This is a genomic window from Peribacillus sp. (assembly GCF_059453735.1).
In genome coordinates this window covers 1-7,564 of the sequence record NZ_JAZVJO010000054.1, presented here as the reverse complement: position 1 = coordinate 7,564, position 7,564 = coordinate 1, and the positions used below count along the sequence as shown (strand labels likewise).

Here is a 7,564-nt window from a genome sequence, read left to right as displayed (position 1 = left end):
GGATTAATAAACAAAATGAAGGCTTGCAGCCAGTTATCGATGTTTATTTCAAAGCTTGTTTGATAAGCAATGTATGTTTTTATCCAAAGAAAGCATACAGAGAGACCAAAAAGCGAAGGCCTAAACATAAATAGAGATCGTTTCAACTTGTTCCCCCTTGCTTGTCTATTATTCTAAATCATCACTCCTCTATTGTATCCCCAATATTTAAGAATGAGTCTTGATATCACGCATATAATTTTTTCACAAGCCAAGCTGCACCAATTACACCGGCGTCATTGCCAAGGGTAGCAATGCTAATACTTGTTGATTTACTTACACGTTTAAATGCAAAACGCTCAAAAGCCTCTCTTACTGGAGCTGCCAATTGTTCACCTGCTCGTGAGACTCCGCCCCCGATGACAATTTTTTCTGGATTCAATGCATTTGCCGTATGAGAAAGCGCCATACCTAAATAAAAGCTTACCTTGTTGATAACTTCATTAGACAGCAAATCTCCCTCCGCTGCACAAGCGAATAGCAGCTGGGAAGACAAAGGTTCTCCTGCATTTATTTTTTGTTGTAAGATCGAATGGCCATCGTCTGTCGAAAGCGCTTCATCAGCTAGTCTAACAATCCCTGTAGCGGAAGCGACCGTTTCAAGGCAACCATTCTTGCCGCAATTACAAGGCGCGCCGCCTTCCGGAACAACGGTAATATGACCAATCTCTCCGGCTGCACCGCTTGCACCTTGGACAAGCATGCCATTAGCAATTACACCGCCGCCCACACCAGTTCCAAGCGTTACAGCAATTAAATCTTTTGCCCCATTTCCTGCACCTTTCCACATTTCACCCAGTGCGGCCAAATTGGCATCGTTTTCAACAACTGCTGGCAGAGAAGTTTCAACTTCTAATAAATCCTTAAGCGGATAATTAACCCACCCTAAATTAATCGCTTCATAAATGGATCCATTACTTCCATCAACAGGACCAGGAGCACCCATTCCTATTCCAAGCAGCTGGCTTTTGACCATACCTAATTCTTCTAGTTTTTCATCAATGGTCTTTGCAATATTTGTGGTAATATTCTTCCCTTTATCCGAAATATCGGTTGGGATTTCCCATTTGTGAAAAATTTCTCCGTATTTACTAATAATCGCAAGCTTAGTTGTTGTTCCGCCTAAATCGACACCCATTAGCCATTTTTCCATTATCGTCACCTTTTTTCATTTTTTCTGTTTCTTTTCTAAGGTAATATGATGCCTTAATAAAAGGATTGCTGTTTGATAATCCTTTATATCAATCATCTGCATCTGGTATAATTCGCGAATCTCAGCTTCCATTAACTCATACTCCGCGACCCTGTCTCCTAAATAAACAAAAAAACCAAAACGTTTTAAAAACTGCTGTATATCATAGATTGTTTTCATCTCATCGACCTCTTTTAAATCTGATTCATACTCGTAAAGTATAAGCGATATAAGTAAGAACTCTCAAGTACTATAACTATCATAAATAAGTGGACAATCACATATCCTTTAGCATTCAGTGAGTTTGGAGGCGAATGATGAAAAAGCGTGTAGTGTATATAGCCATCTTCATGGCGGTTATTATTTCTTTTTTACTTTTTACGTATCAACCTGCCAAGGAAACCATTAATTTTTTTCCGATTGACCCATCACTAAGCTTTCAGAGCGCTTCCACACACCTTGCTGCCGGTGAATCGGGTAAGAGATATACTCTAAGCTTACGTGTTGAATCATCGCTCAAAGAGCCTGTATTTCTTCGTCAGGATATTGCCCTGCTTTATAAAAATGGGAAATTGATTAACGTACTAAGAGACTGGAAGCAAAACACCGCACACCTCTCACAGGAGGACCGGAAAAAACAAAGTGAGAGTGGAATTTTCCAGAATGTCAGCTTCCATTTTGCTGAAGCACATCCAGATAACAAATTTACCAGTGTGCAAACCATGACAGATGCTTATCTCTATGTTATTCACTCCAAAACAGATCCTTTTCAACCTTTTGCCAACCCTATATCAAGTGACCAAATCGAGTGGAAAAAAGCCCTTGATCGTAATCTGGATGCAGTAACGCAGCACGCACTTACCAATGGCTTGAACGCCTTTAAGCTGGATGAAAAACGCTACACCGTTCTGCCGCTGACGGCCCTACCTTCCGAACATAAAACATTTTTCGCATCTTTTCCACCTGCTCGGCAGCAGGAAATCGTCGGCAGGCTTTGGGAAGGTCTTTACAAGAACTATATTCTTGGTATAAAAAAAGAGGACGGCACCGTGGTCGACCCACGAAATAGTACCATTCCTCTTTTATTACTTGATAGTAACCGCCGTGAGCTGTTCATCTTACTTACCGCTGGAGATGGAACACCGCTTTTATTAAAGCAGCAGCTATAATCCTTTAATTCTTTCGACAAGGGCTTGATAACTTTCATTCTCAGGATCAAGCTCTACGGCTGCCTCAGCCTGTTTTAATGCCTTTTCCAGCTGGTTTTGTTCTAGGTAGACAATAGCTAAATTGTAATACGCATCCGAAAAATCAGACTTCTGTTCAATGGCTTTTAAATTATAATCCACTGCGAGTTCCAAGTTTCCTGCATTCGCTTCAATAATAGCTAAATAAAAATAAGAAAAAGGCGCATCACTAAAATCTTCAGTGTATGCTAAAAGCATTTGTTTTCCTTTATCTTTTTCACCTTGTTCTTCGTACTCAGCCGCCACTACCGTCATAATTTGATCATTGCTTTCCGAGGCTTTAGGATGACTAAACCCATATTGAAGGAGGAAATAGGTTAAGCCGACTGTTACAACAGCAAAAACAAGCTGTTTAAGCAATTGTTTGCTTTTTGGCAAATTTAGAATTCCGGAAGCTAAGAAGCCGCCGATTAACCCGCCAATATGCCCGGCATTATCCACATTGCCGACAGAAAAGCCATAACCCAGATTAATAACAATTAAAACAACGACATTCATTCCCATGGTTCTCATGAACAGCTTTGGATGGGAAAGTCCAAAATACAGTAAAGCACCGAAACAGCCGAATACCGCGCCGCTTGCTCCAGCTGAAACTGTCGGAGACATAATAAAGCTCGCCACTACTCCTGCAAAACCAGCAAAAACATAAAGAAGTAAAAAACGTGTCCTTCCATATATTCTCTCGACTTCAGCTCCAATGAAATACAACGAAAGAGTATTCATCGCTAAGTGGAAGAAGCCGATGTGTATTACCATCGGTGCGAAAAAGCGCCACCACTCCCCCTGAAGCATGAGCGGTGTATACTTAGCACCAAAATCAATTAATGTTTTCGTATTCGTACTGCCGCCGCTGAATTCCATAATTACGAATATCGCAATCTGTATAGCCATTAATAGATAGGTAAACAACGGCTTCCCCTGCTGGAAAAGTTCCTGCTCTTGTTTAGCCATTTTTACTGATTCAGCCAGTGCGGATTGTTTTATTTCGTCGATTTCTTCTGCCTGTACCTCTCCAGAATCCGGAAGTTCAATAGATAGCGATTTAGAAAGGAGCTGTTGGAGTTCCTCCATTCTTTCCTCAAACGTAGCCGTTTCCAAAATAAAGGTATCGATTGTCGTTTTATTATTAATAGTTGGCTTCTTGGTAAATTCATAGTCATCCACTGGTGCAAACGAAGTTACATATATATTGAGAACCTCTAGAGGTTTTTTATACAGTTTTTGTCTAATTTTTTCACCATTTAAACTGGTTCTTTCAATATCTCGATTTAACCAGCTCGCCCAATCAAGATCATGCCGCATCAATCGTATCACAGGATGTTTTTTTTCACGTGTATTTTCCAACCAAATTTCCTCGTGATTTTCTGTCAAGGTAATGATTCTATAGCCATATCCGGCAGAAAGTTTCTTGACCATCGACCAAAAAAGATAATCCTCATTTAATCCCAAAGCTTTCCCCACTTTCTATTTCTCCCTTTTCTCAATGTCACCGTTTTCTAGTACTCTTTAATGATAGACGAAAGTCACCAAAAAGTAAAAATCAAAAACGTCTGAATAGTTTATGAAGAACTAGATAATAAATGACTGTCCAGCAGCTTGCCTTTCTTTTAAACAGCAAAAAGGCCTTATCATGTTGACAAGACCTTTTGTAGTTACTTAATTCCAAAGTCCTTCTGAGCTGAACTGAATACGGAATGCATCATCTGATTTCTCATAAATGGCAGACTCAATGATCCTGAAACAAGCATTTTTCGTAACCAGGAATTCGATAACACGATGTTCATTAGTTTATATCGATAACGATATCCATAGTAAATCGCTGTTCCAATCATGATTATTCTTATCATTGTTTTCAATTGATTTCATCCCTCCTCACACGTAGTTTGTCAGGGATGACTTTTTTTAAACTGGATATGTATTCCAAAAAAATATTCTATTTCATATTTAGGCATTCGAAGATTTGTTCCTCAGTAACAATCTTCCCAATAGGAAGGTCATGGTTTTCAGTGGGGAAATGCGTAATAACCTGCTCTTTAAATGCCAATGAAAGTGTTTTGCCGGTAAACGTTGAAAGATACCTGTCATAATACCCCCCGCCAAATCCGAGACGGTGCCCCCGCCCATCAAAAGCTAATCCTGGTACAATGAGTAAATCGAGTTCTCCTGGGGATACATAAACCGTTTGATCAACACGAGGTTCGAATAATCCAGAATACACACATTCAAGCTGAGAAAAATCTGTTAAGATTCTAAAATCCATCTGCCTTAGCTGTGCCTCGCACTTAGGAACTGCAACCCTTTTCCCCTGACTCCAAGCATGGGCGATAATAGCTTTTGTCTCCACCTCAGGGAAAATCGATACGGTAATCCCGATTGTTTGGGCCTGCCGCCATTCGCTTTCTTGGTACAAGCTTTCAGCGATGCATCCCGACCGCTTCCAATAATCTGTCTGAGACATGGATTGTAACCGTTTCTTCATACTTGTCCGAACGTTTCTTTTAGAATTCATTCTAGATCCTCCTTAAAAACACATAAAAAAAAACAACAGGAAAAATCCTGTTGTTTACTTTGTTTCACGGTGGACCGTGTTACGTTTTTCTCTAGAGCAATATTTTTTAAGCTCAAGACGATCGGGATTGTTACGTTTATTTTTTTTAGAAATATAGTTACGGTCTCCACATTCAGTGCAAGCTAACGTAATATTCACGCGCATGTGTATTTCCCTCCAAACATATTGACATTTTCACATAAGACTTTTATATGATAGCATTTTTCTCAATCAAATGCTAGTCTGTTTTTTAGGAAGAATGATAACAATTCGGAAATATTTATATTGCTAGGCTATCTGCTTGGCTAAGCAGCTCGGTATGAAGGATTTTAGCTTCTTCTTTTGTTGCCGAATGAATGACCCATGCGATTGCTTCAATACATTCTTGCGGCATAATTTCTGTTTCTAATGAAAAAATACTTGTGACTTCTCCCCGTGCCAATGGCGAATAGAGAAGAAGGCCTTCCTTAAGCGATTTAAAGCACCCATGCTGATAGAGACTTCCTTTTCCCTGAATACAGTATTGAGAAATCCCTCTCCCTCTGACGACCCCGCCAAGCAACGCAATTGATTTCTGACCGACATGAAGAATGGCTTGTTCATGTGGACTATAAAAAGCGACAGCTTGTCTTTCTTGTGCATTTTCGTAATGACAGACAATCTTTGGAGTAATGATGGCATTCGAGCGGTTATTAATCGTGAATTTTATAAATGAAATTTCCTTTTTGCTATATGATTGACTGAATGAACGTATTTCCCCCTGGTTCTCGGAATCATTATCCTCCTCACGATACCAATCAAAGCTGCCATCCATCCATAATCCAGCCCTTAAATTTCTCCGGTAACCCTCTCGTTCCGCTGTTTTATAAGCCGACAATGTACTCATTAGCTAACCCCTTCCTATTTGAAAGCGCTTTAAATTATTCGAATGGCAACTTCAGCAGACAACGTCATTTCCACCAATGCATAAACAATAATAATAAACTATTAAAGGAAAACTATTCCTTTTTGATGTATTAATCGTAGCATCTATCTACATTTTGAACAATAAACACATTTTGTCGATTTATCTCCGTTGTCTATGCAAAGCGACTTGAATGGGAAAATTTTTTTTATTTTCTTTACTTTCTTTAAATTAATGAAGACTTTCGACAAATTCCTTCCAGAAATCGCTGTAGTTTCAAGGAAATATACCCCTTTTTTCGAAAAATGTGTATGATAGATTTAGATCAAGAATACAACAGCTGAGGTGAAACAATGAATACACTCTTACTAAGCCTTCTTTCACTTGCCATTATCCTTTTCATTGCTGCTTTTTTTAAGAAGGATCGGGTAACTAAACTAGAAGAAGACTTGGAACAACTTACGCTTACACATATGCAGGATATCTATCTATTAAAGAAAAAGATAAAAATTCTTGAAGAAGAATTTTTGAGTGATGATCTCCCAATGTCCCCCTTGCCTGCACTAAAACAAAAAAAACAACAGGCGCCTATTAATGAAATACTCAAGAATCAAGTTCTATCACTCTATCAACAAGGGCTTTCTCTTAAGCAAATCTCTGCCCAATCAACTCTATCAACAGAGATCATTACAGAAATCATTGAAGAGTCTTTGAGAGGTTCTACATATGAATAAAGCAACGATACAGGCATTTGCTGCCGGCATTACCTTTTCTACAGCCATCATTACTGGATACCTGTTTTTCCTTGAACCAGTGGAAACTGAGCATGAAGTAACAGTTGTAGAAGCAACGGCACTTCTCGAGAAAAAAGGATATACGATTCAAGACCCATCACAAATTGAGAAGAAAAAACCAGTTAAACAACCTGAGCCTAAAGCTGAAAAAGCTATCAACTATAGCCTGACAATCAAGCCCGGGATGACTTCCCAACAAATAGCCGATAAGCTCGTCAACGAACATATCATCCGTGACGCCGATACGTTAACGAGTTACTTACGAAGAGATAAACTGCACGACCATATTCAGGTCGGTACCTTTATCCTCTCCAAAGAAATGTCCATCGAACAAATCGCAAAAACCATTACAAAATAAATACGAAGTTTACAGGCTGTCGAGAAAAGAGGTCAGGAATGTTTCATTCCGGACCTCTTTGAGTTTGGAACACATTTCATGGAGGTTTTCTGGCTTATAAAGACTGTTCATGGCATCTTTCTAGGCCGGCCTACTTCCAAATACAGATCATCCTTGACCAGATCATAAATGAAAGAAAAATCCAGGGCTTCTTCCATTTTGCGGACCAAATGGTACTCGGGAACAAGCTGGTCTAATGCGACCATGTCAAGCTGACCACGTTGAATTAAATGGGTTTTCGAAAGGATCCTTATCAAGTTTATCTTAAAATAGAACGGATTTGACTTTTGAGATTGCATTTAGAAAGGCAGTTGATGGAAGTGTTGGCGTGAAGACTCCTGCGGGAATAGCAGGACAGGTGAGACCCTGCAAGAGCGTAAGCGATGAGGAGGCTCACCGCCTGCCCGCGGAAAGCGAAACGCCTGGAATGGAAATCAACACCC

The 7,564-nt window shown here is 39.7% G+C and carries 11 protein-coding genes and 1 pseudogene; 3 read left to right on the top strand and 9 right to left on the bottom strand.

Going from position 1 to position 7,564, the window contains the following annotated elements; genetic code table 11:
• The 3 genes from AC52RT_RS01895 to AC52RT_RS01885 all read right to left on the bottom strand — a co-directional run.
• Positions 1-128 (bottom strand): hypothetical protein (locus AC52RT_RS01895; protein WP_495539179.1); only part of this gene is annotated, 128 nt, incomplete at its 3' end.
• Positions 129-226: 98 nt separating this feature from the next.
• Entirely contained in the window at positions 227-1,195 is a 969-nt protein-coding gene (locus AC52RT_RS01890; RefSeq protein WP_495539178.1) for an ROK family glucokinase, read from the bottom strand.
• A 12-nt stretch (positions 1,196-1,207) separates the two neighbouring features.
• On the bottom strand, positions 1,208-1,411 hold the full coding sequence (locus AC52RT_RS01885; RefSeq protein WP_040374247.1) for a YqgQ family protein: 204 nt from the start codon (positions 1,409-1,411) through the stop codon (positions 1,208-1,210).
• Between the two features lie 137 nt (positions 1,412-1,548).
• Here AC52RT_RS01885 and AC52RT_RS01880 point away from each other — a divergent pair, with 137 nt between their 5' ends.
• The gene (locus AC52RT_RS01880; protein WP_495539176.1) at positions 1,549-2,400 is read left to right on the top strand and encodes a hypothetical protein; all 852 of its coding nucleotides are present in this window, start codon (positions 1,549-1,551) and stop codon (positions 2,398-2,400) included.
• Here the strand turns inward: AC52RT_RS01880 and AC52RT_RS01875 are convergent.
• The 5 genes from AC52RT_RS01875 to AC52RT_RS01855 all read right to left on the bottom strand — a co-directional run bounded on the left by AC52RT_RS01875 (position 2,395) and on the right by AC52RT_RS01855 (position 5,912).
• Complete coding sequence (locus AC52RT_RS01875) at positions 2,395-3,939, bottom strand: rhomboid family intramembrane serine protease (RefSeq protein ID WP_495539175.1); 1,545 nt, start codon at positions 3,937-3,939, stop codon at positions 2,395-2,397. The two genes, AC52RT_RS01880 and AC52RT_RS01875, sit on opposite strands and share 6 nt — an antisense overlap.
• Before the next feature lie 191 nt (positions 3,940-4,130).
• Positions 4,131-4,325, bottom strand: coding sequence for a protein YqgO (gene yqgO, locus AC52RT_RS01870; RefSeq protein ID WP_495539177.1), 195 nt, complete (start codon positions 4,323-4,325; stop codon positions 4,131-4,133).
• 86 nt (positions 4,326-4,411) lie between these two features.
• Complete coding sequence (locus tag AC52RT_RS01865; protein ID WP_495539174.1) at positions 4,412-4,987, bottom strand: 5-formyltetrahydrofolate cyclo-ligase; 576 nt, start codon at positions 4,985-4,987, stop codon at positions 4,412-4,414.
• Between the two features lie 54 nt (positions 4,988-5,041).
• A complete protein-coding gene (gene rpmG, locus AC52RT_RS01860) occupies positions 5,042-5,191 on the bottom strand; it encodes a 50S ribosomal protein L33 (protein WP_040374250.1) in 150 nt (49 codons plus the stop codon).
• Positions 5,192-5,306: 115 nt separating this feature from the next.
• Positions 5,307-5,912 carry a hypothetical protein gene (locus tag AC52RT_RS01855; RefSeq protein WP_495539173.1) on the bottom strand — a complete coding sequence of 202 codons (606 nt, stop codon included), beginning with the start codon at positions 5,910-5,912 and terminating at the stop codon, positions 5,307-5,309.
• Positions 5,913-6,283: 371 nt separating this feature from the next.
• Between AC52RT_RS01855 and AC52RT_RS01850 the strand changes: the two genes are divergently transcribed.
• Together AC52RT_RS01850 and AC52RT_RS01845 are read left to right on the top strand one after the other, a co-directional pair.
• Entirely contained in the window at positions 6,284-6,664 is a 381-nt protein-coding gene (locus tag AC52RT_RS01850) for a hypothetical protein (RefSeq protein ID WP_495539172.1), read from the top strand.
• On the top strand, positions 6,657-7,082 hold the full coding sequence (locus tag AC52RT_RS01845) for an endolytic transglycosylase MltG (protein WP_495539171.1): 426 nt from the start codon (positions 6,657-6,659) through the stop codon (positions 7,080-7,082). Before AC52RT_RS01850 ends, AC52RT_RS01845 begins: the two co-directional genes overlap by 8 nt.
• A gap of 110 nt (positions 7,083-7,192) precedes the next feature.
• Here AC52RT_RS01845 and AC52RT_RS01840 read toward each other — a convergent pair.
• Positions 7,193-7,369 (bottom strand): annotated as a pseudogene (locus AC52RT_RS01840) (IS5/IS1182 family transposase); the annotation flags it as partial.
• Positions 7,370-7,564 lie beyond the last annotated feature (195 nt).